Annotated in this window: 22 protein-coding genes; 20 read left to right on the top strand and 2 right to left on the bottom strand. The window is 65.0% G+C overall.

Annotation, left to right across the window (positions count from 1 at the left end; genetic code table 11):
• The first annotated feature begins 47 nt into the window (after positions 1-47).
• From ACIPUD_RS31145 to ACIPUD_RS31105, 9 genes are read left to right on the top strand one after another with little or no spacing between them, the layout of a single operon-like run.
• On the top strand, positions 48-1,004 hold the full coding sequence (locus tag ACIPUD_RS31145) for an N-carbamoyl-D-amino-acid hydrolase (RefSeq protein WP_083926347.1): 957 nt from the start codon (positions 48-50) through the stop codon (positions 1,002-1,004).
• Between the two features lie 35 nt (positions 1,005-1,039).
• A complete protein-coding gene (locus ACIPUD_RS31140) occupies positions 1,040-1,864 on the top strand; it encodes an ABC transporter substrate-binding protein (RefSeq protein WP_085348939.1) in 825 nt (274 codons plus the stop codon).
• Positions 1,861-2,718: an amino acid ABC transporter permease gene (locus tag ACIPUD_RS31135; RefSeq protein WP_446482184.1), complete on the top strand. Its 858-nt coding sequence runs from the start codon at positions 1,861-1,863 to the stop codon at positions 2,716-2,718. Before ACIPUD_RS31140 ends, ACIPUD_RS31135 begins: the two co-directional genes overlap by 4 nt.
• Positions 2,715-3,479, top strand: coding sequence for an amino acid ABC transporter ATP-binding protein (locus ACIPUD_RS31130; RefSeq protein ID WP_446482183.1), 765 nt, complete (start codon positions 2,715-2,717; stop codon positions 3,477-3,479). Before ACIPUD_RS31135 ends, ACIPUD_RS31130 begins: the two co-directional genes overlap by 4 nt.
• A 14-nt stretch (positions 3,480-3,493) precedes the next feature.
• Positions 3,494-4,309 (top strand): ABC transporter substrate-binding protein, encoded by an 816-nt coding sequence (locus ACIPUD_RS31125; RefSeq protein ID WP_204512237.1) that lies wholly within the window; start codon positions 3,494-3,496, stop codon positions 4,307-4,309.
• Positions 4,296-5,180 (top strand): polysaccharide deacetylase family protein, encoded by an 885-nt coding sequence (locus ACIPUD_RS31120; protein WP_446482182.1) that lies wholly within the window; start codon positions 4,296-4,298, stop codon positions 5,178-5,180. Before ACIPUD_RS31125 ends, ACIPUD_RS31120 begins: the two co-directional genes overlap by 14 nt.
• A gap of 8 nt (positions 5,181-5,188) precedes the next feature.
• Positions 5,189-5,839, top strand: a complete 651-nt coding sequence (locus ACIPUD_RS31115) for an aspartate/glutamate racemase family protein (RefSeq protein ID WP_247294022.1) — start codon at positions 5,189-5,191, stop codon at positions 5,837-5,839.
• A gap of 22 nt (positions 5,840-5,861) precedes the next feature.
• The gene (locus ACIPUD_RS31110; RefSeq protein ID WP_446482181.1) at positions 5,862-7,445 is read left to right on the top strand and encodes an ABC transporter substrate-binding protein; all 1,584 of its coding nucleotides are present in this window, start codon (positions 5,862-5,864) and stop codon (positions 7,443-7,445) included.
• Positions 7,442-8,815 carry an amidohydrolase family protein gene (locus ACIPUD_RS31105; RefSeq protein WP_204512233.1) on the top strand — a complete coding sequence of 458 codons (1,374 nt, stop codon included), beginning with the start codon at positions 7,442-7,444 and terminating at the stop codon, positions 8,813-8,815. Before ACIPUD_RS31110 ends, ACIPUD_RS31105 begins: the two co-directional genes overlap by 4 nt.
• Here ACIPUD_RS31105 and ACIPUD_RS31100 read toward each other — a convergent pair.
• Positions 8,805-9,719 (bottom strand): LysR substrate-binding domain-containing protein, encoded by a 915-nt coding sequence (locus ACIPUD_RS31100; protein WP_085359495.1) that lies wholly within the window; start codon positions 9,717-9,719, stop codon positions 8,805-8,807. The genes ACIPUD_RS31105 and ACIPUD_RS31100 overlap by 11 nt on opposite strands.
• A 272-nt stretch (positions 9,720-9,991) precedes the next feature.
• Here ACIPUD_RS31100 and ACIPUD_RS31095 point away from each other — a divergent pair, with 272 nt between their 5' ends.
• The 10 genes from ACIPUD_RS31095 to ACIPUD_RS31050 all read left to right on the top strand — a co-directional run bounded on the left by ACIPUD_RS31095 (position 9,992) and on the right by ACIPUD_RS31050 (position 19,901).
• The gene (locus tag ACIPUD_RS31095) at positions 9,992-11,026 is read left to right on the top strand and encodes an ABC transporter substrate-binding protein (RefSeq protein ID WP_085348930.1); all 1,035 of its coding nucleotides are present in this window, start codon (positions 9,992-9,994) and stop codon (positions 11,024-11,026) included.
• Positions 11,027-11,049: 23 nt separating this feature from the next.
• A complete protein-coding gene (locus ACIPUD_RS31090) occupies positions 11,050-12,084 on the top strand; it encodes an ABC transporter ATP-binding protein (RefSeq protein ID WP_446482180.1) in 1,035 nt (344 codons plus the stop codon).
• Positions 12,081-12,956, top strand: coding sequence for an ABC transporter permease (locus ACIPUD_RS31085; protein WP_018453753.1), 876 nt, complete (start codon positions 12,081-12,083; stop codon positions 12,954-12,956). Before ACIPUD_RS31090 ends, ACIPUD_RS31085 begins: the two co-directional genes overlap by 4 nt.
• The gene (locus tag ACIPUD_RS31080; RefSeq protein ID WP_085394697.1) at positions 12,953-13,759 is read left to right on the top strand and encodes an ABC transporter permease; all 807 of its coding nucleotides are present in this window, start codon (positions 12,953-12,955) and stop codon (positions 13,757-13,759) included. Before ACIPUD_RS31085 ends, ACIPUD_RS31080 begins: the two co-directional genes overlap by 4 nt.
• A gap of 8 nt (positions 13,760-13,767) precedes the next feature.
• Positions 13,768-14,904, top strand: coding sequence for an NAD(P)/FAD-dependent oxidoreductase (locus tag ACIPUD_RS31075; protein WP_085394696.1), 1,137 nt, complete (start codon positions 13,768-13,770; stop codon positions 14,902-14,904).
• A 19-nt stretch (positions 14,905-14,923) separates the two neighbouring features.
• A complete protein-coding gene (locus ACIPUD_RS31070) occupies positions 14,924-15,220 on the top strand; it encodes a (2Fe-2S)-binding protein (RefSeq protein ID WP_018453756.1) in 297 nt (98 codons plus the stop codon).
• Entirely contained in the window at positions 15,217-16,635 is a 1,419-nt protein-coding gene (locus ACIPUD_RS31065; RefSeq protein ID WP_446482179.1) for an FAD/NAD(P)-dependent oxidoreductase, read from the top strand. Before ACIPUD_RS31070 ends, ACIPUD_RS31065 begins: the two co-directional genes overlap by 4 nt.
• Positions 16,632-17,753 carry an NAD(P)/FAD-dependent oxidoreductase gene (locus ACIPUD_RS31060; protein ID WP_377829337.1) on the top strand — a complete coding sequence of 374 codons (1,122 nt, stop codon included), beginning with the start codon at positions 16,632-16,634 and terminating at the stop codon, positions 17,751-17,753. Before ACIPUD_RS31065 ends, ACIPUD_RS31060 begins: the two co-directional genes overlap by 4 nt.
• Positions 17,754-17,768: 15 nt before the next feature.
• Positions 17,769-18,116 carry a RidA family protein gene (locus ACIPUD_RS31055; protein WP_377829338.1) on the top strand — a complete coding sequence of 116 codons (348 nt, stop codon included), beginning with the start codon at positions 17,769-17,771 and terminating at the stop codon, positions 18,114-18,116.
• A gap of 171 nt (positions 18,117-18,287) precedes the next feature.
• Positions 18,288-19,901, top strand: coding sequence for an ABC-F family ATP-binding cassette domain-containing protein (locus ACIPUD_RS31050; RefSeq protein WP_377829339.1), 1,614 nt, complete (start codon positions 18,288-18,290; stop codon positions 19,899-19,901).
• 186 nt (positions 19,902-20,087) lie between these two features.
• Here ACIPUD_RS31050 and ACIPUD_RS31045 read toward each other — a convergent pair whose 3' ends face one another.
• On the bottom strand, positions 20,088-21,422 hold the full coding sequence (locus ACIPUD_RS31045; protein ID WP_085359486.1) for a dicarboxylate/amino acid:cation symporter: 1,335 nt from the start codon (positions 21,420-21,422) through the stop codon (positions 20,088-20,090).
• A gap of 124 nt (positions 21,423-21,546) precedes the next feature.
• Between ACIPUD_RS31045 and ACIPUD_RS31040 the strand changes: the two genes are divergently transcribed.
• Positions 21,547-22,860, top strand: a complete 1,314-nt coding sequence (locus tag ACIPUD_RS31040; protein ID WP_446482178.1) for a solute carrier family 23 protein — start codon at positions 21,547-21,549, stop codon at positions 22,858-22,860.
• Positions 22,861-22,936 lie beyond the last annotated feature (76 nt).

The following is a 22,936-nucleotide window of genomic DNA, read 5'->3' as shown; positions in this document are numbered from 1 at the left end:
GTTCATCCGCCCATTGAGGCGCCACTGCGCACAGATTGGAGGCAATCTTGGTTCGTGTCCTTCGCGCTGCCGCCGCACAGATGGGGCCGACGCAAAAAGCCGATCCGCGCGAGCATACGCTGTCGCGGATGCTTGCGCTGCTGGAAGAGGCGGCCGGCCGCGGCGCCAGCCTCGTGGTGTTTCCCGAGCTTGCCTTCACCACATTCTTTCCGCGCTGGTTGCTCGAAGGCGACGCGCTCGACCATTATTTCGAACGCGGAATGCCGAACCCGAACGTCGCCGCCTTGTTTGACCGTGCGCGTGCGCTGCGCGTCGGCTTCTATGTTGGCTATGCCGAGCTGACGCCGGATGGACGCCGCTACAATTGCGCCATCCTGGTTGACCGCGACGGCGAGCTGCTCGGCCGCTATCGCAAGGTGCACCTGCCGGGCTCGGTCGAGCCGCGACAAGGTGCGCGCTACCAGCAGCTTGAGAAACGCTATTTCGACTATGGCGACCTCGGCTTTCCGGCCTTCCGCGCCGGCTCGGCCTGGGCCCACGCCATTATGGGCATGATGATCTGCAACGATCGCCGCTGGCCGGAATCCTGGCGCGTGCTTGGCCTGCAGGGCGTCGAGCTTGTCTGCATCGGCTACAATTCGGCGGCCTATGATCCCAATGGCGGTAGCACGGAAGATGCCTCCTTGCGCACCTTCCACTCCACGCTGGTGACGCAGGCCAACGCCTATATGAACGCGACCTGGGCGATCTCGGTGGCGAAGGCGGGCGAGGAGGACGGCTCCGGGCTGATCGGCGGCTCCTGCATCGTCGATCCCAATGGCCGCATCGTCGCGCAGGCCGCAACGCTGACCGACGAGGTGATCGTCGCCGATATCGATCTGGACCTCTGCCGCCAGGGCAAGGACAAGATGTTCAACTTCGCCGCGCACCGGCGGCCGGAGCAATACAGGGTGATCACCGAACGCGCCGGCGTCATCGAACCCGCGGTTCTCGACGCGGACTGACAGGACGTTCCAACAACGTTGGCAAAGGAGCCGATATGACGCGCCTCTCGTATTTCCTCGGCATCGCAGCGCTGACGGCCGCCACGTCCGCGCAGGCGGCGGAGCTTCCGGCCGAGATCAAGCAAGCGGGCGCGTTGAAGCTCACGGTCAACTCGACATACGCGCCGATGGAATATCGCGATCCCGCAACGAATGAGCTCGTCGGGCTCGACGTCGATCTGGCGAACGAGCTCGCCAAGCGCCTCGGCGTGAAGATCGTCTGGAGCGAGACGCCGTTCGCCGAATTGATCCCGTCGCTCCAGACCAGGCGCGCCGACTTCATCATCTCCGGCATCTCCGATCGCGCCTCGCGGCGCGAGACCGCAGATTTCGTCGATTATCTCGGGACCGGCCCGCAGTTCTTCGTGATGGCGGAGAACGAAGCCAAGGCTGCGACCGATCTCTGCGGCAAGAAGGTCGGGACCACCCGCAGCACCAGCTTCCCGGTCGAGATCGAGAAGTGGAGCAAGCAGAATTGCGAGGCGGCCGGCAAGCCGGCGATCCAGTACGTGCCGGGCGAGAACTCGATCGACGTCCGCAACCAGCTCAAGCAGGGCCGCATCGACGCCGCCGTACAGGGCAGCGAGACGCTGCCTTATGCGCAGACGCAGGAACCCGGCAAATACCGCGTGATCGGCGAGCCCTTTGCCAAAGGCTATCAGGGCATCATGTTCCGCAAGGACGATGCGGCGCTTCGTGAAGTGGTGACCGAGAAGCTCATCGCGATGATCGCCGACGGTTCCTACAAGGCTGTCCTCGACAAATGGAGCCTTGGCGGCAACGCGGTCGCCCAGCCCATGCTGAACGCGGCGCCGCAATGAAGCCGGCACCGGCACTCGCGGAGGGTTTTCCCGATCTGTCGGGAATGCGGGTCGCGCGCGAGCCGCACTGGTTTCGCTGGCTCAGCGCGGCGCTGATCGTCCTCGTGCTTGCATTGATCGGGCGCGCTTTTGCGGGCGGCCAGATCGAATGGTCTTATGTCGGCCGCTTCCTGACCGCAAAGGTGATCATAGAGGGCATCGTCAACACCATGGTGATGGCGGTGCTGGCGATGGCGCTCGGTATCTTCCTTGGCGTCGTCGTCGCGATCATGCGGCTGTCGCCCAACCCGGTACTGAAGACCGTTGCCGCCGGCTACACTTGGTTGTTCCGCGGTACGCCGCTGATCCTGCAACTGCTGCTGTGGTTCAATCTCGCGCTGGTGTTTCCGACCATCGGCATTCCCGGCCTGTGGAGTGCGCGCGCCGTCGACGTCATGACGCCGTTCCTTGCCGCGCTGCTCGGGCTCGGCATCAACCAGGGTGCCTATACCTCGGAAGTGATGCGCGCCGGCATGCTGTCAGTCGATATCGGGCAATATGAGGCCGCGCAGGCGATTGGCATGGGACGCCTGCGTGCGCTGCGCCGGATCGTGCTGCCGCAGGCGATGCGGGTGGTGATCCCGCCGCTCGGCAACGAGTTCATCGGCATAGTGAAGGCGACCTCGCTCGCCAGCGTCATCCAGTATCCGGAACTGCTGCACAACGCCGAAAACATCTACTACGCCAATTCGCGCGTGATCGAGCTCCTGATCGTGGCCGGGCTCTGGTACCTGCTCGTCGTCTCAATCCTGACGCCGCTCCAGATGCTGCTCGAACGCCGTTTTGCGCGCGGCACATTGCGGCTCGCGCGATGACAAGACCCCTCGTCGCGATTCGCTCCGTCGCCAAGAATTTCGGCGAGTTCCAGGCTCTCAAGAGCGTCACGCTCGACGTCTGGCCCGGCGAGGTGATGTGTCTGATCGGCGCCTCCGGCTCGGGCAAGACCACACTGCTCCGCTGCATCAACCAGCTCGCGGCGATCGACAGCGGCGGCATCTGGCTCGACGGCGAGCTCCTGGGCGTGCGCGAGCAGGGCGGACGACTGCATCGGCTCAGCGAGCGCGAAATCGGGCGGCAACGGCTGAAAACCGGCATGGTGTTCCAGCGCTTCAATCTGTTTCCGCACAAGACCGCGCTCGAAAACATCACCGAGGGTCCGCTCCAGGTTCAAGGCCGAAAATCCGACGAGGTGCGCGCTGAGGCGATCGAGCTGCTGCGGCGCGTCGGATTGTCGGCCAAAGCGGACGCGTATCCCGCCCAGCTCTCCGGCGGCCAGCAGCAGCGGGTCGCGATTGCCCGCGCGCTTGCCATGAAGCCGATGCTGATGCTGTTCGACGAGCCGACCAGCGCGCTCGATCCCGAGCTCGTCGGCGAGGTCTTGGCGGTCATGAAGGAGCTGGCGCGGAGCGGCATGAGCATGATGGTCGTGACGCACGAACTCGGCTTCGCGCGCGAGGTCGCCGACCGCGTCGTCTACATGGACCAGGGCGCGATCATCGAGCACGGGCGCGCATCCGATATCTTGGGCGCGCCGCGCGAGGAGCGTACCAAGGCATTTCTTTCGGCAGTGATCTGAATGGGGGCGTATCGATGAAGAGACTTCTGGTTACGGCGGCACTCGTTGGCGCCATGAGCGCTCCGGTCATGGCAGTCGAGCTGCCGGCGGAGATCGCCAAGCGCGGCAGCATCAAGGTCGCGCTGGTGCCGAACTATCCGCCGATGGAGTTCCGCGATCCCGCCACCAACGCGTTGTCCGGCTTCGACATCGATCTCGGCGAGGCCATCGGCCGCAAGCTCGGCGTCAAGATCGAGTGGCAGGAGACCAGCTTTGCCGAGTTCATGCCGTCGATCTCGACCGGGCGGGTGGACGCCATCCTGTCCGGCTTCACGGACTATGCCAGCCGGCACGAGATCGCGTCCTTCGTCGATTATTTACGCAGCGGCCCGCAGTTCTTCGTGCAGCAGTCGCGCAAGGCGGAGTTCAAGGACGCAGCCGCGCTCTGTGGCAAGAAGGTCGGCGCCAGCCGCCGCACCATGTTCCCGGCGCAGATCGCGGCCTGGAGCGAGAAGAATTGCGGCACCAATCCGATCCAGTTCGTCGGCACCGACGGCTCGGCCGACGCCCGCACCCAGCTCAGGCAGGGCCGCATCGATGCCGCCGCCCAGGGCAACGAGACGCTGCCCTACATCATGGACCTCGAGCCCGGCACCTATGCGACCGTGGGCGAGCCCATCGCGCAGCAATTCACCGGCATCGCTCTGCCGGTCAAGGAAAAGGCGCTGCAGCAAGCCATGCTGGAGGCGGTCGACGCGCTGATCGCGGACGGCACGTATCGCACGCTGCTTGCCAAGTGGAAACTGAGCGACAACGCACTCGAAAAGGCGACCATCAATGCTGGACAGTAACGCACTCCAGAGCATCCCGCTCACCCCAGCCAACACCGCGGATCCTGCGCCGGAATACCCCTGGCCGAAGCCGTACAATTCGGCGATGTTCCTGTCGTTCGACGTGGACGCGGAGAGCGCCTGGACCAGCAAGGACGCGGTGCACGCGCAGCGGCTCATCACCATGAGCTATGGCGGCTATGAGGCACGCGTCGGCACGCCGAAGCTCCTGGAGCTGCTCGACCAGTTCGATCTCAAGGCGACCTTCTTCGTCACGGGATGGTCGGTCGAAGCGCATCCGGCGATGGCCGAGTCCATTCTCAAGGCCGGTCACGAGATCGGCCACCACGGCTATCACCATCTCCTTCCCGATCCCGGCGATCCCTGGATCGAGGAGGAACTCGAGCGCGGCTTCGAGGCGCTCAAGCGCCGGCTCGGCGTCAGGCCGACCGGCTACCGCGCGCCCTACGGCGAATTCACCGAGGAACTGCGGGTGGCGTTAGTGCGCCACGGCATCGTCTACACCTCCTCGTTCCGCGACGACGTGCGGCCCTATCGCCATCGTCTCGCCGACGGCAAGCCGGGCACGATCGAGCTGCCGGTGACCGCCAGCTATGACGACTGGATGCACGGCCTGTCCGCGCGCTTCAGTCCGCGCTCGATTTTCCCCAAGGAGCATGTGCTCTCGATCTGGAAGGACGAGCTCGACGAAACCAGAGACTGGGGCGCGATGGTGACGACCGTGCTGCATCCACAATGCAGCGGTCGACCGATGCGGCTGCGCCTGCTGCGCGAATTCCTGACCTACGCAAAGTCGTGCCCGGATGTCTGGATCACGACCGGTGAGAAGATCGCGGCCAACTTCCTGCGCCACGAGGCCGGAAAAAGTTGAGCCACGCCATGACCCGTATCCTCGTCATCAACCCCAACTCCTCCGCATCGGTGACGGCGGCGATCGACGACGCCGTCGCGCCGCTACGCATCGCCGGCGGACCCGCAATCGAGGTCGTCGGCCTTGCCGGGGGGCCGCCGGGCATCAGCTCGCAACGCGACGCCGACAGCATGGTGATGCCGCTGGTCAACCGTGTGTCGCGCGCCGATGCGGATGCCTTCGTGCTCGCCTGCTTCAGTGATCCCGGCCTGCATGCGGTGCGCGAGGCGGCCGGCGGGCGCCCGGTGATGGGCATCGCCGAGTGCGGCATCTTTCGCGCAATGATGCTGGGCGAGCGATTTGGCGTCATCGCGCTGTCGCCGTCGAGCATTCGCCGCCAGCAGCGGATGGTGCGGCTGATGGGCATCGACAGCCGCTATGCCGGAAGCTGGTCGGTCGGCGCGAGCGCGGCGGAGACGGCAGGCGCGGACATCCGGGGACGGTTGATTGAAGCCGGCCGCGCGCTGGTCTCGCAATGCCGTGCCGATGTCGTGGTGATGGGCTGCGCCGGCATGGCCTCGCACCGCGCGGCGATTGCGGATGCCATCGGTGTGCCCGTGGTCGAGCCGGCGCAGCAGGCGGTGGCCGCTGCGATCGGCGCGGTCTTGTTGAACACGTAAGATCCTTCAGGAGCCTCTTGCAATGCCCGTCTCCCGCCGTTCGCTCCTCAAGGCCGCAGCCGCGGTGCCGGCGCTGTCATTTCCGGGCATCCTGCGCGCCGAATCCCAGACCACGCTACGCTTCATTCCGGTGATCGACCTCGCCTTCGTCGATCCCATCTATTCGACGGCACAAGTGTCGCGAAACCACGGCTTCATGGTCTACGACACGCTCTACGGCATGAGCTCTTCGCTCCAGGTCTCGCCCCAGATGCTGTCGGGCCATGTCGTCTCCGGCGACCGGCTGCAATGGGACCTCAGCTTGCGCGACGGTCTGTTCTGGCACGATGGCGAGCGCGTGCTCGCCCGCGACTGCGTCGCGAGCATCCGCCGCTGGGCCGCGCGCGACGGCTTTGGCGGCGAGCTGATGGAGGCGACTGACGAGCTGTCGGCCACTGACGACCGCACCATCCGCTTCCGCCTCAAACGTCCATTCCCGCTGTTGCCGCAAGCGCTGGGCAAGGCCGCGATCAACGCGTGCTTCATGATGCCGGAGCGGCTGGCGGGCCAGGATCCGTTCAAGCCGCTCACCGAAGTGATCGGCAGCGGCCCGTTCCGCTATCTCGCCGACGAGCGCGTGCAGGGTGCGCGCAACGCGTATGCGAGGTTCGAGCGCTATCAGCCGCGCACGGACGGCAAGCCGGATTGGACAGCGGGCCCGAAGATCGTGCACTACGATCGGGTGGTCTGGACCACCACGCCCGATGCCGGCACCGGCGTCGCCGCGCTGCAGACCGGGGAGCAGGACTGGCAAGAGACCACGCCACACGACCTGCTGCCGATCATCAAGGCGGCCGGCGACATCGAGACGCGGATCCTCGATCCCCGCGGTTACGCCTGCATGCTGCGCCTCAATCATCTTCAGCCACCGTTCGACAATCCTGCCGTTCGCCGCGCGCTCCTGGGGGCCATCGATCAATCCGCCTTCATGACCGCGGTGGCCGGTACCGATCCGAACTTCCAGGTCTCACCGATCGGCTATTTCGCGCCGAATACGCCGATGGCCAGCGATGTCGGCCTCGATGTCTTCCGCGGCCCGCGTGACTACGCCAAGGTGAAGGCCGATCTCAAGGCCGCGGGGTATAATGGCGAGAAGGTCGTGGTGCTCGTGCCCACCAACTCACTGGCGCAGAAGCCGCTTGGCGAGATCGCCGTCGACTCCTTGCGCAAGGCCGGCATGAACGTCGAATATGCCGGGCTCGATTTCGCAGTGGTGTTGCAGCGCCAGCTCAAGAAAGATCCGGTCGGTCAGGGCGGCTGGAGCGCGGCCGTCGGCAACTGGCAGGGCATCGACTGGCTCAATCCGGCCGGCAACACCAACATACGCGGCGAGGGCAAAGTCGCCGGCTGGTATGCGAGCGAGAAGATGGGAGCCTTGCGCAGCCAGTGGCTCGCGGCCTCCGAGCTCGCGGAGCAGCAGCGCATCTGCCGTGAGATCCAGGCGGTGGCTTTCCAGGAAATCCCCTATATTCCGATTGGCCTGTACAAGCAGCCGACCGCCTATCGCAAAGCCATCACCGGCATTCTCGACGGCACCGCCGTCTTCTGGAACGTACGCCCCGCATGAGCATGATCGCAATCTTCGGCAGCTATGTGCTGTCACGCAAGGACGGCGCGCAGGACGTGTTGCGCGACCATTGGGTTCTGGTCGAAGGCAAGAAGATTGCCGCGGTCACGCGCGACAAGCCGCGGGCGGACGAGGTGCATGACCGTCCCGGCCGCTTCGTTCTGCCGGGCCTGTTGAACCTGCACAATCACTGCTTCTCCGAAGCGGTGGCGCGCAGCCACACCGAGGACGGCAACGGCCGCCGCAACAACCAGAGCATCGTTTACACGGTGCTTTTGCCGCTGACCAAGCGCGGTGCAGATATCTTGTCGGCGGAAGAGCGCATGGCGGTCGCGCGGCTCGGCATCCTCCAACTCCTGAAGGGCGGCGCCACCACGGTGATGGAGCCGTTCCGCAACTCGATCCCGGAGATGTTCGATGCCGCCGAGGAGATGGGCATCCGCTTCTACGGCGCGCCCTATCTGTTCTCGACGTCGGACGCCAAGGCCGGCCCCGACGGCGTGGTGCACTATTCCGGCGATGACGGCACAGCCGACATGGCGACCTGGGATGCACTCTACCAGCGCTGGAATAATCGCGGCGACGGCCGCATCGGCCTTGCGATGAGTCCGCATGCCACCGACACCTGCGGGCCTGATCTGTTGAGGGCCTGTGCCGCGCGGGCACGCGAGCTCGGCGTGCCCGTCACGACGCATATGGCGCAGAGCCGCGCCGAGGTCGAAACCATTGGCAAGCGCTATGGCGGCCGCACGCCGGCGCAATATCTCGACTGGCTCGGCCTGCTGGCGCCCGACCTGATGGCGGCGCACTGCATGTTCAGCACCGATGACGATCTCAAGCTGATGGCCGCGCGCGGTATGACGGTTCTCAACTGCCCGCGCGTGTTCGCGCGCGCCGGCGTCACCGCGGCCTTCAGCCAGTTCGCGGAGCACGGCGTGCGCACGGTGGTCGGCACCGACGGCTACAACATGGACCTGCTCGGCGAGCTCAATGCGGCGTCGCTGATCTCCAAGATCACCTCGGCGCGTGCCGATGTCGCGAACGCGCCCGAGTTGATCGAGGCGAACACGGCAATCGCGGCCGATGTCATCAAGCGGCCCGATCTCGGCCGTATCGAGCCGGGCGCGACCGCCGACCTCACGATCGTCGATCTCACCCATCCGCATCTTCAGCCGCTGTTCGACCCGCGCCGCGCGCTGATCGCGCTCGCCAATCGCGCCAATATCGATCAGGTCATGGTCGACGGCCGCATGCTGGTCGATGCCGGCCGCTATCTCGGCGCCGACGAGGCGGCGATCACGGCTGCCGGCACCGCTGCGATTGGCAAGATCTGGGACCTGCCGGAGGCACAGGCGGCGTTCAACGGCTGAGGGGTGGCTCGTCGAATTCGGCGAGCGCCTTGCGTATGGTCTCGACCAGATCGAGCGCTACCGGCGAGGGGCTGCGCTGTGCCGGAAAGACCGCCGAGAATTCGAAGTCGATGCGCGGCAGGAAGCGGCGCACGACGACGCCGCGGGTAGAAAATTCCTGGGCGGTGAAGGGATCGCAGATGGCGACGCCAAGTCCTGACGACACCATGCCGCACATGATCTCCGACAGCGTGGTCTCGACCCTGAGCACGCGGCGGACATCGTGGCGATGGAAGACCTGGTCGACGAGGTGGCGGCTCGACGAGCCCGCCGACAGCGAGATGAAAGTCTCGCCCTCGAAGTCGCGGGGCTCCAGCACTTCCTTTTCCGCGAGGCGGTGACCGGTGGGCAGTACAGCCACACGCGCGGGCGCCGGCAGCTTCTGGCTCGGCAAGCCCGAATGCGCGATGGGCACCTCGGCAAAGCCGACGTCGCACTGATTGTTCAGTACCCAGTCGACCACGATCGGCGAGATCACGCCGAAGAAAGCGAGGTTGAGGTTCGGCCGCTCCTTCAGGAAGTGCCCGGTGAGCCGCGGCAAATAGCCATTGGACAATGCTGGAAGTGCCGCGATCCGCAGTGAGCCGGTGCGGCGGCCGCGGATTTCCTCGGCTGCCGCCGTGATCCGTTCAAGGCCGACGAAGGAGCGCTCGACTTCGGTGTAGAGCGCCATTGCCGCAGCGGTCGGCACGAGGCCGGTGCCGCGCCGCTCGAACAGCTCCATCTTCAGCAGCGCCTGGAGGTCGCGCAGCAAGCGGCTGACCGCCGGCTGCGTCACTTTCATCAGCGCCGCCGCCTCAGTCACGCTGCCGGTCAGCATCGTAGCCCGGAAGGCTTCCACCTGCCGCGAATTGATGCGCGCCATCCTGAATTCCATTCATAACATTTAGGCATACAGAGGGTGCCATTATTCATTGGACGACGGAAGCCGGAGTTTGCGATCTTTTTCATCAGAGCTGGAGACGGCCCGCTTTTTCGGCAGATTGGAGGGGTTCGAACCTCCGGATCGCGCCAAACCTGTCGAGCAGGGGCCGGAGCCCTGGTCGGAGAGGGGTTTTGCGCGGAAGGAAATGCGGAAGGTCCAGCCAACGAGACTCGTCGGCACGTCACCTCATCCCGGTATGGAGATCGGACCACATGAAGACTTTTCGCCTTCTGACAGCGGTCAGCATCGCGGCCCTCATCGCCGCCCCGTCGGTTGCCACGGCTCAGCAAAAGACGCTCTATGTCGCCGGCTATGGCGGCTCGTTCGAGAAGACCATCCGCGACGAGGTGATCCCGACTTTCGAGAAGGAGAACGGCGTCAAGGTCGAGTACGTCGCCGGCAACTCCACCGACACGCTGGCCAAGCTCCAGGCGCAGAAGGGCAACCAGCAGATCGACGTCGCCATCGTCGACGACGGCCCGATGTACCAGGCGATCCAGCTCGGCTTCTGCGGCAAGCTCGAGGGACTGCCTGCCGATCTCTACGACACTGCGCGCTTCAAGGACGATCGCGCGGTCGCCATCGGCATCGTCGCCACCGGGTTGATGTACAACACCAAGGTGTTTGCGGAGAAGGGCTGGGCGCCGCCGACCTCCTGGAACGATTTGAAGGACACGAAATACGCCAAGCAGCTCGTGATCCCGCCGATCAACAACACCTATGGGCTCGAAGCGCTGGTGATGTTGTCGAAGATGAATGGCGGCGGCGAGGCCAATGTCGATTCCGGCTTCAAGATCTTCAAGGAGCAGATCAATCCGAACGTGCTCGCCTATGAGCCGTCGCCGGGGAAGATGACCGAGCTGTTTCAGTCCGGCCAGGCCGTGATCGCGGTGTGGGGCACGGGCCGCGTGCAGAGCTTTGCCAATACCGGCTTCCCGGTCGATTTCGTCTATCCGAAGGAGGGCGCCGCGACGTTGCTGACGACCGCCTGTCCGATCACCAAGCCGAACGCCTCGCCGCTTGCGTCCAGCTTCGTCAAGATGCTGCTCGAACCCAAGATCCAGCTCGTGATGCTGAAGGACTACGGCTACGGCCCGGTGCTGAAATCTCTGGTGATCCCGCCCGAGCTCGGCAAGATGGCGCCGATCGGCGAGCGCGCGGCAAAGCTCTATAATCCGGACTGGACCGTCATCAACGAGAAGCGCGAGGAATGGACCAAGCGCTGGAATCGCGAGGTCGAGCGCTGATCGGTCATCCCGGAGACAGTGCGATGGCCTATCTCGAGCTCGAAGGGGTCGCCAAGCAATTCGGAGCGCAGACTGTCGTCGACGACTTCAGTCTCGCGGTCGGGAAGGGGGAGTTCGTCTCCTTTCTCGGCCCCTCCGGCTGCGGCAAGACCACGACCCTGCAGATGATCGCGGGCTTCCTCGATCCCACCCGCGGCGCGATCCGGCTGGAAGGCAAGGACCTGACCGCGATCCATCCGGCCAAACGCGGGCTCGGGATCGTGTTCCAAAGCTACGCGCTGTTTCCGCACATGACCGCGGCCGAGAATGTCGCCTTCGGGCTCGAGATGCGCAATGTGGCGCGCGGCGAACGGACCGAGCGCGTCCGCGCCGCGCTCGCGATGGTCGGGCTTGCGGGCTACGAGGATCGCCATCCGCGCCGCATGTCCGGCGGCCAGCAGCAGCGCGTGGCGCTGGCGCGCGCGCTGGTGATCAAGCCAAGCGTATTGCTGCTCGACGAGCCGCTGTCGAATCTCGACGCCAAGCTGCGCGAGGAGATGCAGATCGAGCTGCGCCAGATCCAGCGCACCATCGGCACCACCACGATCCTCGTCACCCACGACCAGAACGAAGCGATGTCGTTGTCCGACCGCATCGTGGTGATGAGCCAGGGCCGGATCGAGCAGATCGGCACCCCGCAAGAGACCTATGAGAAGCCGGCCTCGGCCTTCGTCTCGCAGTTTTTGGGAAAGACCAACGACTTTGCCGCGATGATCGATCGGACCAGTGCGCCTGGGCGATTGATTGTCGGCTCGTGGAGCGCGCCTGCGCCTGTCGGGCGCAGCGGTCCCGTCACCATTAGCATTCGCCCCGAGCGGATCGATTTTGGCGACGCGGGCCTCAGCGCAAAGATCGTCACACGCATCTTCCAGGGCAATCACTGGCTGTTCCAGTGCGAGAGCGAATGTGGCCCGGCGACCGTGATCCGCCAGAATGACGGCCGGTCGCAGCCGGTCGAAGGCGAGGCCGTTCACCTCACCTGGCGGCCCGAGGACATGAGCGTGAGGGGCGTCGCATGAGCGCTTCCGCCGAGGAACGAAACGCACGCACGCCCTGGGCGCTGACGGCGCCCGCTTTGATGCTGTTCGTCGGCGTGCTCCTGATTCCGCTGGCAATGACCGTGATGCTGTCGTTCCATGATTGGGGCCAGTACAAGGGCATCGAGCCGGTCTTCATCCTCAAGAACTGGCACGAGATCGTCACCGATCCCTATTACGCCGAGATGTTCGGGCGGACGTTTCGCATCGCAATCCTGACCACGCTGCTCACCGCCGTGCTCGGTGCACCCGAGGCCTACATCCTCAACCGCATGAGCGGACGCTGGAAGAGCGTTTTTCTCCTGGTCATCCTGGGGCCGTTGCTGATTTCCGTGGTGGCGCGGACGCTCGGCTGGGCGCTGCTGTTCGGCGGCAACAACGGCCTCGTCAATAAGCTGCTGATGTCGGCCGGGCTGATCCGCGCGCCTATCCCCTTCATGTTCACCGAAACCGGCATGGTGGTCGCACTCGCGCACGTGATGATGCCGTTCATGGTGCTGTCGGTGTGGGCGGCGCTGCAGCGGCTCGATCCGCAGATCGAGAATGCCGCGATGTCGCTCGGCGCCGGCCCTGCGACCATCATCCACCGCATCATCATGCCGCAGATCATGCCGGGCGTGCTGTCTGGGGCGATCATCGTGTTCTCGCTCTCGGCCAGCGCGTTTGCGACGCCCGCCATCATCGGCGGCCGTCGACTCAAGGTCGCGGCGACGCTGGCCTATGACGAGTTCCTCAACACGCTGAACTGGCCGCTGGGGGCGGCGGTCGCCACGCTGCTGCTGGCCGCGCTGGTCTTGATCGTCGTCGGCAGCAACGCACTGATCGAGCGCCGTTACGCGGAGGTGTTCCGATGAGCCGGAATGGCCCGCTCGCGCTGATCTTCCACACCATCTTTGTCATCGTCATGGTGGCGCCGATCCTCGTCGTCTGCCTCGTTGCGTTCACGCCTGAAGGCTTCCTGTCGTTGCCGACAAACGGTTTTTCGTTGCGCTGGTTCAGGGCGATCGCCAACTATCCCGAATTCGTCCATGCTTTCTGGGTCAGCCTTGGCCTGGGCGCACTATCGTCGTTCGTCGCGCTATTATTCGCGGTACCGGCGGCGCTCGCGATCGCGCGCTATCGCTTCCGCGGCCGTGATGCGCTCGCGGCCCTCTTTCTCTCGCCGCTGATGATCCCGCATGTCGTGCTCGGCATCGCGTTCCTGCGCTTCTTCACCTCGGCCGGGATGGGCGGCAGCTTCGCCGCGCTGATCATCGCGCATGTCATCATCGTGTTTCCGTTCGCGCTACGGCTGACCCTGGCGGCGGCGACCGGCATGGACCTTTCGGTCGAGATGGCGGCGGTCTCGCTCGGTGCCGGCGGCTGGACGCTATTCCGCCGCGTGACGCTGCCGTTGAGCCTGCCCGGCGTCATCAGCGGCTGGGCGCTCGCCTTCATCCAGTCCTTCGACGATCTCACCATGACCGTCTTCCTCGCGGCACCCGGCACCGAAACATTGCCGGTGCGCATGTTTCTGTACATCCAGGACAACATCGATCCACTGGTGACGTCAGTCTCGGCCTGCGTGATCGCGATCACCATGACCGCCCTCATTCTGCTCGACCGCTTCTACGGGCTCGACCGCGTGCTCGCCGGCAAGGGCGATACAGGGCGATAGGAGAGTCCATGCGAACAGATTACGACGTCGCCGTCGTCGGTGGCGGATTGCTCGGCTCCGCCATTGCCTGGGGCCTCGGCCGACTCGGCAAGAGCGTCGCCGTGCTCGATGAAGGCGACATCACCAAGCGTGCCTCGCGTGCCAACTTTGCGCTGGTCTGGGTGCAGAGCAAGGGGCTCGGCATGCCGGCCTATACGGTGTGGACCGTGCAAGCGTCACAGGCATGGAGCCGGCTCGCGTCCGAGCTGAAGCAGCAGACTGGCCTGGATGTCTCGCTTCAGCAGAATGGCGGCTTTCATCTCACGCTCGGCGAGGACGAATTCGGCCAGCGCACCGAGCTGGTCAAGCGCATGCACAACCAGACAGGCGCCGCCGACTACAAGATGGAGATGCTGCCGGCGTCCGAGGTCAAGAAGGCGCTGCCGCTGATTGGGCCTGAAGTTTCGGGCGGCAGCTTTTGTCCACTCGACGGTCACGTCAATTCGCTGCGCACGTTTCGTGCGTTCCACACCGGCTTCAGGGCCTTCGGCATCGATTATCTTCCGGAGCGTCCGGTCTCGGCGATCAGCCAGAGCGGCGGTGAATTCCGCCTGACGACGCCGCAGGGCGAGCTCCGTGCCGCCAAGATCGTGCTCGCCGCCGGCAATGCCAACCAGACGCTGGCGCCGATGGTCGGTCTCTACGCCCCGATGGGCCCGACCCGTGGCCAGATCGTCGTGACCGAGCGCACCATGCCGTTCCTGCCGCATCCGCTGACCACGATCCGCCAGACCGACGAGGGTACGGTGATGATCGGCGACAGCAAGGAAGACGAGCTCGACGATCGCACGATGAAGCATTCGATCAGCGCCGTGATGACCGATCGCGCCCAGCGCATGTTTCCGCATCTCGCGCGGCTCAACGTGGTCAGGAGCTGGGCCGGCATCCGCGTCATGCCGCAGGACGGTTTTCCGATCTACGACCAGTCGGAGACGCACCCCGGCGCCTTCGTTGCCTGCTGTCATTCCGGCGTGACGCTCGCCTCCAACCACGCCTTCGAGATCGCGCGGATGGTCGCGCAGGGCGCGCTCGAGCCGGAGCTGGTCGGCGCGTTCTCGGCCAGCCGTTTTGGCGCCGCCGGTGCCGCGAACAACAGCGGCTACTAGGGACATTGAAGGAGCCAGGATGTTCAAACGATCCGAGCAGGACAAGCGGCCAGCGGTGCAAATCTTCGTCGATGGCGTTGCCGTCGCGGCGCGGCAGGGCGACACCGTCTCCGCCGCGCTGCTGGCCTCGAGCTGCGATGCACGCCGTTCGACCGCAGTCAGCGGGGCGCTGCGTTTGCCCTATTGCATGATGGGCGTGTGCTTCGATTGCCTCGTCACCATCGATGGCGTCGGCAACCGACAGGGCTGCCTGGTGCCGGTCACCGACGGCATGCAGATCGAGATTCAGAAGGGCAAGCGGGAGATCGGGAAATGACTGTGGCTCCCAAGCGCGAAGAATATGACGTCGTGGTGATCGGGGCCGGGCCTGCCGGCCTTGCCGCCGCCGCGACGGCCGCCGAAGCCGGCCTGTCCACGCTGCTGCTCGACGAGAATATCGGCCCCGGAGGCCAGGTGTTTCGTGCCATCGCCTCGACGCCGGTGACCGACCGCAGCCAGCTCGGTGAGGACTATTGGGTCGGTACCGATCTCGTGCAGGCGCTACGCGCAGGCAACGCGGAGGTCATTCAGCGCGCAACGGTCTGGAGCCTCGATCGCAATCTCGATATCGCCGTCTCGGTCGGCGGCGCGTCCGCCTTCGTCAAGGCCAGGCGCGTGATCCTCGCGACCGGCGCGCTGGAGCGGCCGTTTCCGATTCCCGGGTGGACGCTTCCGGGCGTGATGACCGCGGGCGCCGCGCAGACCATGTTGAAATCATCGGCCCTGGTGCCGGATGGCCGCACGGTGATCGCGGGGCAGGGGCCGCTGCTCTGGCTGCTCGCCGCGCAGATCTTGCGTCTCGGCGGTCGCATCGATCGCATTCTCGACACCACCGAGCGCGGAAACTATTTCGCCGCACTCCCCCACGCTTTCGCTTTCCTGACCTCGCCGTATTTCGCCAAGGGCTTGTCGATGATGCGCGAGGTGAAGGCGAAGGTGCAGGTCCTCTCAGGTGTCAGCGAGCTTGCTGCCTCTGGTGACGGCCAACTCGCGAACGTCAGCTATGTCGCCGGCGGCAAACGCGAGACCGTCCTTGCGGATCTCTTGCTGCTGCACCAGGGCGTCGTGCCCAACGTCAATCTGGCGATGGCGGCCGGAATCGAGCATCGCTGGGATGATTTGCAATTGTGCTGGTCTCCGGTGCTGGATGCCAGCGGCAATTCGTCGGTCGCCGGCATTGCGATTGCTGGCGACGGCGCCGGCATCGGCGGGGCGAACGCAGCCGTAGTGCGCGGCCGCATCGCGGCACGCGCGGCAGTGGAGGCGTTGGCGCCTGCGGCTGCAAAAAAATTTGCGCCGATGGCGAGCCTCCGCGCCGATCTCGCCAAGGCCGAACGTGGTCGCGTTTTTCTCGACACGCTGTTCCGGCCGGCGCCGCAGTTTCGCATTCCCGCAGGCGACACCATCGTCTGTCGCTGTGAGGAGGTCACCGCAAAGGATATTCTCGACGCCGTCGCGATCGGCGCGACCGGGCCGAACCAGCTCAAGGCCTACCGCCGCACCGGCATGGGGCCGTGCCAGGGCCGGCTCTGCGGCCTCACCGTCACCGAGCTGATGGCGCAGGCGCGGGGCAAGAGCCCGCAGGAGATTGGCTATTACCGGCTGCGCGCGCCGGTCAAGCCGATCACGCTCGCCGAGCTCGCCGCCGTTCCAAAGAGCGCAGACGACATCAAGGCGGTGGTGCGCGGATGACGAAAAATGTGGATGCGATCGTCGTCGGCGGCGGCATCCACGGGTGCTCGACCGCGCTATATCTGTGTCTCGCCGGCCTGAAGCCGGTGCTGATCGAGAAGGACTATGCCGGCCGGCACGCCTCCGGTGTCAACGCCGGCGGCGTCCGCCAGCTTGCGCGGCACATCCCCGAAATCCCGCTTTCGATCCGCTCGATGGGAATCTGGGAGAAGATCGCCGATCTCCTCGACGACGATTGCAGTTTCGAGAGCTATGGCCAGGTCCTTGTCGCAGAGAACGAGGAGGAACTCGCGGTCTGCCGCGCACGTGTGGCCGAGCTCAACGCGCTCGGCTTTACCCACGAGGAGCTGATCGATGCGGCCGAGTTGCGGCGCCTCGTGCCCGCCGTCGCCGAGACCTGTCCCGGCGGCGTGGTCTCGCGCCGCGACGGTGCGGCTAATCCCGCGCAGGCGACGACGGCGTTCCGGCGCAAGGCCGGGCAGCTCGGTGCGACCGTGCGCGAGGGCATTGCCGCCACGAATATCCGGCACACCGATGGTCTCTGGCATGTCGATGTCGGCGCCGAGAGCTTTGCCGCGCCGGTGCTCGTCAATGCCGCCGGGGCCTGGGCCGGGACCATCGCGGCCGCGCTCGGTGAGCCCGTTCCGGTCGAGACGGTGGCGCCGATGTTGATGATCACCTCGCGCGTGCCGCATTTCATCGATCCGGTCGTGATCCTGCGCGGGCGCAAACTGTCCTTCAAGCAATTCAAGAACGGCACGGTGCTGATCGGCGGCGGCCATCTGGCAACGCCGTACCGGGACCGCAACGAGACGGTGCTGGACTGGAAAAGCCTTGCAACCAGCGCCCGCACCGTGTTCGAATTGTTCCCGGTGATGCGCGGCGCGACGATCGTTCGCGCCTGGGCCGGCATCGAGGCCAAGACCAAGGACGATCTGCCCGTGTTCGGGCCGAGCAGCCGCCACAAGGGCCTCTATCACCAGTTCGGCTTCTCGCTGCACGGTTTCCAGCTCGGCCCCGGCGCGGGCGCCGTCATGGCGGAGCTGATTGTCAACGGCGGCACCCAGACCCGGATCGGCGATCTCGGCATCGACCGTTTCCATCCTTCCACGCACTAGCATCAAGAGGACATCATGAGCATCATCCGCAGCATCCGCACGCCCATCATGCACCGCGCCGTCGAAGCCAACGGCTTCGTCTTCATCGGCGGCACCATCGCCGACGACACCTCTGTTTCGATGGGCGAGCAGACCCGCAACATCCTCGGCAAGATCGCCGGCTATCTGAAGGAAGCGGGCACCGACAAGTCGCGCGTCGTGAGCACCTCGATCTTCGTCACGGATCTTTCCAAGAAGAAGGAGATGGACGCGGTCTGGACCGAGTTCTTCGGCGACAATCTGCCGACCCGCGCCACCGTCGGCGTCGCCGATCTCGGTGGCAGCGCGCTCATCGAGGTCGTGGTCACCGCGCTCAAGGGTTGATCGCGCGGGCCTGCGGCGGACGTCGGCGCTCCGCGCGCCGTCGTTCCTGCGAGCCTCGCCTTGATCTCGCCCTTCGATGGGATTAGTTAGAGAGCCCTCAACCAGGATATTCGAGAGCCATGGATTTTACCCCGACCGCAAAGCCGACCTGCCTTGCTCACGGGGAATTCCATGCCTGCTTCCATCATCCTGTCCGACCTGTCGCTGTCCACGCCTGACGGCCGCTCTCTTTTTTCCAACATCGACCTGACGTTCGGCGCCGAGCGGACCGGCCTCGTCGGCCGCAACGGCGTCGGGAAGACGACGCTGCTTGCGTCGATTTCGCGAGAGCACATTCCTCAATCGGGGCGCGTTGCTATCAACGGAACCGTTGGTCTGTTGCGCCAGGACGTCCAGCCCCTTGCGGGCGCGAAGGTGATCGACCTGTTCGGTGCGCGAGCCGCGCTCGATCTGCTTCGCCGTGCCGAGCGCGGGGATGCCTTGGCCGAGGAGGTTTCCGAGGTCGATTGGACCCTCGAAACACGGCTTACGTCCGCCCTTGCGCGTGTCGGGTTCGACGTCGCTCCGGAGATCGAGCTCGACCGCCTGTCGGGCGGGCAGGTCACGCGGGTTCGTCTGGCCGCGCTGATCTTTGCGGAGCCAGACTTCCTGCTGCTCGACGAGCCCACCAACAATCTCGATCGGGAGGGGCGCAAGGCGGTGATCGATTTCCTTGCGTCTTGGCGCGGTGGGGCGATCGTCGTCAGCCACGATCGGAGCCTGCTCGAAACCATGGATGCGATCGTCGAGCTGACGTCGCTCGGAGCTACGCGATACGGCGGCAATTGGAGCAGTTATTGCGAGCAGAAAGCCGTTGCGCTCGCGGCTGTCAGGCACGACCTCGCGCATGCCCAGAGGCGCCTGTCCGAGATCGACGGGAAAGCGCAGGAAGCCGCGGAGAGGAAAGCGCGCAAGGACGGCGGGGGTAAGAAGAAGCGCGCCAAGGGCGACATGCCGCGCATCCTGGCCGGCGCACGCAAGGACCGTAGCGAAGACACCGGCGGCAAGACCGCGGAGATCGCCGAGCGGCGGCGTGCGGATGCGCTTGAGGCCGTCGATACGGCGCGCCGGCGCATCGAGATTCTTCAGCCGCTGTCGGTAAAGCTGCCCTCGACCCGGCTGCCGGCGGGCAGGGAGGTGGTTTGGCTCGATTGCGTCAGCGCCGGCTATCGGCCGGACCGGGAAGTCTTGCGCGATCTATCGCTCGCGATCGTTGGTCCGGAGCGCCTGGCAATTGTCGGACCCAACGGTTCCGGCAAGACGACGCTGCTGAAACTCGTCGCCGGCGAACTACGTCCGCTCTCCGGCACCATGCGGGTCAGGCCGGATCTTGCGCTGTTCGATCAGAAGGCCAGCCTGCTCGATCCCGCGGTCTCCATCCTGGATAACTTCAGGCGCTTCCATCCGAAGGCGGGTGCAAATGAATGCCATGCGGCGCTGGCCCGGTTCATGTTTCGAGCCGATGCCGCCTTGCAGATTGCGGGACATTTGAGCGGCGGGCAGATGTTTCGTGCAGGCCTTGCCTGCGTGCTGGGCGGAGCGATGCCGCCGTCGCTGCTGATCCTCGACGAGCCGACCAATCATCTGGACATCGAATCCATCGAAGCCGTCGAAGCGGGCTTGAGGGCCTATGACGGCGCGCTGCTCGTCGTCAGTCATGATGAGGCGTTTTTGCAGGCGATCGGGATTACCCGACGGCTCGATCTTGCTGCCCCGAGGCAGCGCGCCGGTTGCAGGATCATTTGATCCCGCTTTGCGGTTCGGCACGACGACAATTTTCAAAAACCCGACGCCCTGCCCCCAGCGCGTCGGGTGGAAAAAGATGAGTATCAATCCGTGATCCCAACGCAGCAGTTGTGACTCGCGTCGCTCCAATTTACCACCCCGGGAAACTACCGCGTTGGAACCGGACGCCGCCCAACCTGCGCCCGCCTAGGAGGCGGCGCTGCCGCCCGGTTCGAGCGCCTCACCCATCTCCAGCGGATGGGCCATGGTCTCGTGCAGCGCATCGCGGTCGAGCTCGCCTTCGGAGATGCTGATGACGACACAGGCGACGCCGTTGCCGATCAGATTGGTCAGCGCGCGGCACTCGCTCATGAACTTGTCGATGCCGACCAGGATCGCAATCGACTGGATCGGGATGTCGGGCACGATCGAGAGCGTCGCCGCCAGCGTGATGAAGCCCGCCCCCGTCACGCCAGAGGCGCCCTTCGAGGTGATCATGGCGATGCCGAGAATGCCGAGCTCCTGCCAGATGGTCAGATGGGTATTGGTCGCCTGCGCCAGGAACAGCGTTGCCAGCGTCATGTAGATGTTGGTGCCGTCGAGGTTGAAGCTGTAACCGGTCGGAATGACGAGGCCGACCACCGAACGCGAGGCGCCGAGATGCTCCATCTTCTGGATCATCTGCGGCAGCACCGTTTCTGATGACGAGGTGCCGAGCACGATCAGCAGCTCGTCCTTGATGTAGGCGATGAAACGCAAGATCGAGAAGCCGGCGAGCCGCGCGATTGCGCCGAGCACGACCACAACGAACAGGATGCTGGTGAGATAGAACGTGCCGATCAGGGCCGCGAGGTTGAGCAGCGAACCGAGGCCGTAGGCACCGACGGTGAACGCCATCGCGCCGAACGCTCCGATCGGGGCGACGCGCACGATGATGCGGATGATGCCGAAGAACATCTTTGCGGCCTTGTCGATCGCCTCCGCAATGGGCTCGCCGGCCTTGCCGAGGAACGCGATGGCGAAGCCCGACAGGATCGAGATCAGTAGCACCTGCAACAGATCGCCGCGTGCGATGGCGCCCAGATAGCTGTCGGGGATGATCGCCATCAGATGGGCGACGATGCCTTCTTCCTTGGCCTTGGTGACGTAGGTCGCCACCGATTTCGGGTCGATCGTGGCGGGATCGATGTTGAAGCCGTGCCCGGGCTGGAGCACCTCGCCGACCAGCAGGCCGACCGCGAGCGCCACGGTCGAGACCGTCTCGAAATAGATCAGCGACTTCAGCCCGACCCGACCGACGCGCTTGAGGTCGCCCATCGAGGAGATGCCGTGCACCACGGTGCAGAAGATCACCGGCGCGATCATCATCTTGATCAGCGCGATGAAACCGTCACCGAGCGGCTTCAGGGCCTTGCCGAGATCGGGATAGAAATAGCCGACGAGCACCCCGAGTGCGATCGCGATCAGCACCTGAATGTAGAGGATCTTGTACCAGGGCTGGTGCCGGCGGTGGACGGCTGGCTGGATCGCAATCTGTGTCATAGAATAGGCCCCGGACGTATTGATCTTGTTTGATTTGCATCATGTGATGGCCGCTGCAGAAGCGACAATCACATTTTTGTCTGTTCGCACGAAGATCGGTCGCTGCACCGCAACTGGGGGGAACATGCCGATTGCAACGGGCTCCGATGAGCGAGCGCAAGGCTATTTTCCGCGTTGGATTGTGAAGTCCTCCGGCGTGATCATGCCCGAGCAGCGGCTGCCGCTTGGCCAGACCGTCGTCTCCGGTCTCCAGCATTGCGTCGCAATGTCGGGCTCGACGATCATCGCGCCGCTGCTGATGGGGTTCGATCCCAATGTTGCGGTGCTGTTTTCCGGCATCGGCACGCTGATCTTCTTCGTCATCGTCGCGGGGCGCGTGCCGAGCTATCTCGGCTCGAGCTTCGCGTTCATCGCGGTCGTGATCGCCGCCACAGGCTATGCCGGGCACGGGCCGAACCCGAACCTGTCGGTTGCGCTTGGCGGCATCGTAGGAGCCGGCGTCCTCTATGGCCTGATCGCGCTGGTCGTGATGTGGTCGGGGGTTGGCTGGATCGAGAAGCTGTTGCCGCCGGTCGTCACCGGCGCTGTGGTCGCCGCGATCGGCCTCAACCTCGCGCCGGTGGCGGTCAAGGCAGTGAGCGCCAATGCGTTCGACACAGGAATCGGGCTCGCGACCGTTCTGATCATCGGCGTGGTTGCCGTTGGCGCGCCTGGCCTGTGGCGCCGCCTGCCGATCATTCTCGGCGCGATCGGCGGATATCTTTTGTACCTGCTGTTCGCGAACGGCCTCGGCTTCGGCAGGCCGATCGACTTCACGCAAGTTTCGGCTGCGTCGCGGATCCGCCTGCCGAGTTTTACCACGCCGACCTTCCAGGCCGATGCAATCGTCCTGATCGCGCCGGTCGCGATCATTCTCGTCGCCGAGAACCTCGGTCACATCAAGGCCGTCGGCGCCATGACGGGCCGGAGCCTCGATGACTATCTCGGCCGCGCCTTGCTTGCCGACAGCCTCGCGACCATGGTGGCCGCCTGCGGCGGCGGCACCGGCGTCACCACCTATGCCGAAAACATCGGCGTCATGGCGGCGACGAAGGTCTATTCGACCTTGCTGTTTGCCTTCGCGGCGATGGTGTCGATCGTGCTCGGCTTCTCGCCGAAATTCGGCGCGCTGGTCCTGTCGATCCCGGGTCCCGTCATCGGTGGGCTCTCGATCGTGCTGTTCGGGTTGATCGCCGCAATGGCCGGCCGGATCTGGGTCGAGAACAAGGTCGACTTCTCAAGTCCGGCAAACCTGATCACCGTCGCGGTCGCGCTCACCGCAGGCGCCGGCGACCTCACGCTCAAATTCGGCGCCTTCACGATCGGCGGGATCGGCACCGCAACCTTTGGCGCCATCATCCTGTACCAGATCCTGACTTCGCGACTGGCTCGCCGCTAGGAGTGAATCCCAGCGGTGCGCCGACGGATGGAACAAAACGCCGGTTCCCTCCATGTTGATGTGTCCCCGGAGAAGA

Source organism: Bradyrhizobium sp. CAR08, assembly GCF_052871955.1.
This window is presented reverse-complemented; position numbering and strand designations above follow the sequence as displayed.

Excerpts from the sequence above, each read along its gene's own strand:
- ACIPUD_RS31140 (WP_085348939.1), top strand. The coding sequence starts at position 1,040 with ATGACGCGCCTCTCGTATTTCCTCGGCATCGCAGCGCTGACGGCCGCC.
- ACIPUD_RS31135 (WP_446482184.1), top strand. The coding sequence starts at position 1,861 with ATGAAGCCGGCACCGGCACTCGCGGAGGGTTTTCCCGATCTGTCGGGA.
- ACIPUD_RS31130 (WP_446482183.1), top strand. The coding sequence starts at position 2,715 with ATGACAAGACCCCTCGTCGCGATTCGCTCCGTCGCCAAGAATTTCGGC.
- ACIPUD_RS31125 (WP_204512237.1), top strand. The coding sequence starts at position 3,494 with ATGAAGAGACTTCTGGTTACGGCGGCACTCGTTGGCGCCATGAGCGCT.
- ACIPUD_RS31120 (WP_446482182.1), top strand. The coding sequence starts at position 4,296 with ATGCTGGACAGTAACGCACTCCAGAGCATCCCGCTCACCCCAGCCAAC.
- ACIPUD_RS31115 (WP_247294022.1), top strand. The coding sequence starts at position 5,189 with ATGACCCGTATCCTCGTCATCAACCCCAACTCCTCCGCATCGGTGACG.
- ACIPUD_RS31110 (WP_446482181.1), top strand. The coding sequence starts at position 5,862 with ATGCCCGTCTCCCGCCGTTCGCTCCTCAAGGCCGCAGCCGCGGTGCCG.
- ACIPUD_RS31105 (WP_204512233.1), top strand. The coding sequence starts at position 7,442 with ATGAGCATGATCGCAATCTTCGGCAGCTATGTGCTGTCACGCAAGGAC.
- ACIPUD_RS31100 (WP_085359495.1), bottom strand. The coding sequence starts at position 9,719 with ATGGCGCGCATCAATTCGCGGCAGGTGGAAGCCTTCCGGGCTACGATG.
- ACIPUD_RS31095 (WP_085348930.1), top strand. The coding sequence starts at position 9,992 with ATGAAGACTTTTCGCCTTCTGACAGCGGTCAGCATCGCGGCCCTCATC.
- ACIPUD_RS31090 (WP_446482180.1), top strand. The coding sequence starts at position 11,050 with ATGGCCTATCTCGAGCTCGAAGGGGTCGCCAAGCAATTCGGAGCGCAG.
- ACIPUD_RS31085 (WP_018453753.1), top strand. The coding sequence starts at position 12,081 with ATGAGCGCTTCCGCCGAGGAACGAAACGCACGCACGCCCTGGGCGCTG.
- ACIPUD_RS31080 (WP_085394697.1), top strand. The coding sequence starts at position 12,953 with ATGAGCCGGAATGGCCCGCTCGCGCTGATCTTCCACACCATCTTTGTC.
- ACIPUD_RS31075 (WP_085394696.1), top strand. The coding sequence starts at position 13,768 with ATGCGAACAGATTACGACGTCGCCGTCGTCGGTGGCGGATTGCTCGGC.
- ACIPUD_RS31070 (WP_018453756.1), top strand. The coding sequence starts at position 14,924 with ATGTTCAAACGATCCGAGCAGGACAAGCGGCCAGCGGTGCAAATCTTC.
- ACIPUD_RS31065 (WP_446482179.1), top strand. The coding sequence starts at position 15,217 with ATGACTGTGGCTCCCAAGCGCGAAGAATATGACGTCGTGGTGATCGGG.
- ACIPUD_RS31060 (WP_377829337.1), top strand. The coding sequence starts at position 16,632 with ATGACGAAAAATGTGGATGCGATCGTCGTCGGCGGCGGCATCCACGGG.
- ACIPUD_RS31055 (WP_377829338.1), top strand. The coding sequence starts at position 17,769 with ATGAGCATCATCCGCAGCATCCGCACGCCCATCATGCACCGCGCCGTC.
- ACIPUD_RS31050 (WP_377829339.1), top strand. The coding sequence starts at position 18,288 with ATGCCTGCTTCCATCATCCTGTCCGACCTGTCGCTGTCCACGCCTGAC.
- ACIPUD_RS31045 (WP_085359486.1), bottom strand. The coding sequence starts at position 21,422 with ATGACACAGATTGCGATCCAGCCAGCCGTCCACCGCCGGCACCAGCCC.
- ACIPUD_RS31040 (WP_446482178.1), top strand. The coding sequence starts at position 21,547 with ATGCCGATTGCAACGGGCTCCGATGAGCGAGCGCAAGGCTATTTTCCG.